This is a genomic window from Kitasatospora sp. NPDC001261 (assembly GCF_042896795.1).
In the GTDB taxonomy this organism is placed as follows: domain Bacteria; phylum Actinomycetota; class Actinomycetes; order Streptomycetales; family Streptomycetaceae; genus Kitasatospora.
Genome location: NZ_JBIAXP010000008.1, coordinates 1 through 2,145, shown reverse-complemented (window position 1 = coordinate 2,145; position 2,145 = coordinate 1). Strand labels below are relative to the sequence as shown.

Annotated in this window: 2 protein-coding genes; one reads left to right on the top strand and one right to left on the bottom strand. The window is 71.9% G+C overall.

Features of this window, described 5'->3' with window-relative positions:
• Window positions 1-101: 101 nt before the first annotated feature.
• A complete protein-coding gene (locus tag ACFY4B_RS12730) occupies window positions 102-584 on the bottom strand; it encodes a hypothetical protein (protein ID WP_387967672.1) in 483 nt (160 codons plus the stop codon).
• Between the two features lie 222 nt (window positions 585-806).
• Here ACFY4B_RS12730 and ACFY4B_RS12725 point away from each other — a divergent pair, with 222 nt between their 5' ends.
• The gene (locus ACFY4B_RS12725) at window positions 807-1,640 is read left to right on the top strand and encodes an NAD(P)H-binding protein (protein ID WP_387967670.1); all 834 of its coding nucleotides are present in this window, start codon (window positions 807-809) and stop codon (window positions 1,638-1,640) included.
• The last annotated feature ends 505 nt before the right edge of the window (window positions 1,641-2,145 follow it).

Sequence of the window (2,145 nt, the reverse complement as noted above, 5' to 3'; positions counted from 1 at the left end):
CGCCCGCCGCGCGGTGGTCATGCACTACGAGGACCGCGGGCTGCACGGCCTCTCCGTCGACGACGTCTTCCTCGGCAACGGCGTCTCCGCCCGCGGCGCTGCTACTCCAGCAGCCACTCGACCCCTTCCTCCGGCACCCACGGGAAGGGCACCTCGGGCCACTGTGCCGCCGCCCAGGCGTCGAGGTCGACCGCCATGACGGCGTCGATGAACTCGGTCGGCGGCCGGTAGTCGTGCGCGGTGATGTAGTGGGTGATCAGGAACGGTGCCGCATAGGCGATCGGCGGCGCGCCCGGGATCCGGATCTCGCCGTTGCCCTCCGGGTACTCGCCGCCCGGCGGGCACAGGTCGCAGTCGTGCAGCCCGAGGCAGACGTTCATCCACTGCACCTGTTGGACGGCCTTCAGCTTCGCCGTGAACTCGGCGGGGACCTTCCCGGTCGGATAGGGCTGGCCGGCCTCCAGCCAGCCGACGTTCAACCGGGTGTAGGCGGGGCGGTACCAGAGGGCGCGGAACCCGGGCTCCGGCTCGTCGAAATAGTCCTTGGCGTTGTAGGTGTACTCGGTCAGATCTTCGTAGAACACCGAGGCATCATGCCCGACCGGTCTCGTCCGCCTCCTACCGGACCTGCCGTAGCCGGGCCGTCGCGACATCGCGGGTGCGCCGTGCGCGGTCGCGTTCGGTGGGCAGGCTCAGGACCTCGTGCGGCTGCTTCCGGGTGCTTCCTTGGCGATCTGCTTGACCTCAAGTCGGCTTGAATTCCTAGCCTTCCCTCCGATCAGTCGTCAGATGACAGGAGAAGGCAGATGATTCTTGTGACCGGAGCCACCGGGAACATCGGACGCGCCCTGCTGGAGGACCTGCGGGCGCACGGAGCGGGTCCCCTCCGAGCCCTCACCCGTGACGCCGCCCGGGCCCGGTTCCCCGAGGGGGTGAAGGTGCGCGAAGGCGACTTCGCCGACCCGGCCGCCCTGGCGTCAGCCCTCGACGGGGTGCGCTCGCTGTTCCTGGTGTCGCGGATCGGCTCCGACGCCGAGATCCTCGCCGCCGCCCGCCGGTCGGGTGTCGAGCACGTGGTGCTGGTGTCGTCCATCACCGTCCAGACGCATCCGCACCTGGGCCCCGCCCGCGAGAACGCCGCCGTCGAGCGGCTGCTCATGGACAGCGGCATGGCGTGGACGGTGCTCCGGCCGACGCAGTTCGCCTCGAACGCCCTGTGGTGGGCGGCGGCGATCCGCGAGCGCCGGACGGTCCGCGTGCCGTACGCGGACACCGGGCTGCCCACCGTCCACCCCGCGGACATCGCGGCCGTGGCGCGCGTGGCGCTCACCGAACCCGGCCACCGGGGACGGACCTACGCGCTGACCGGCCCGCGGCGGGTGACGGCCCGGCAGCAGCTGGAGGCCGTCGCGGCGGCCCTGGGGCGGGAGGTGCCCGTCGCGGAGACCGGCCGCGCGGAGGCCCACCGGGAACTGTCCGCGCTCCTGGGGGCCGAGGCCGCGGACGCGGTGCTGGACGTGACGGGCGGCGACGTCAACGACGAGCTGCTGGAGGTGCGCGACACCGTCGAAGCGGTCACCGGATCCCCCGCCAGGCCCTTCCACCGCTGGGTCTCCGAGAACATCGCCGCCTTCCGCTGAGCCGCCCCCCGGCAGCGCCCCCGCCCGGCTCCGGGTGCTCAACCGATCGCCACCACCCGGGCCCACTCCGGCGGAGTGTCCGGCCGGATGCTCAAGGGCTGCTGGAGGAGGGGTCGAGACGGGTGGTTCGTGGCGGCTTGGGTGTGTTCTGGTGGAGGGCGGAGGGGGCGCGGCGGGGGTGTAGACGCTCGCGCATGGAACTGAGTGCGGAGGCTATGGTTCGCCGGCCCGGAGTGGCCTTGACTGGTGAGCACAAGGACGGACGCGCAGGGTTCACGAAGACCGGCGGGTCCGCCGATCCGAACAGGCTCCTACTCCGAGTGAGGGTGATTGTGATGGCTGGTGTGGTGGATCTCGCGGTCGAGTCCGGTGTCGTGCTGGTGGTCGGTGGGACGGGGAAGACGGGTCGTCGGGTGGCGGACCGGCTGACGGCCCTGGGGTACGGGGTGCGGGTGGGGTCGCGTTCGGGTGCGGTGCCGTTCGACTGGCACGACGAGGGGACGTG

Excerpts from the sequence above, each read along its gene's own strand:
- ACFY4B_RS12725 (WP_387967670.1), top strand. The coding sequence starts at position 807 with ATGATTCTTGTGACCGGAGCCACCGGGAACATCGGACGCGCCCTGCTG.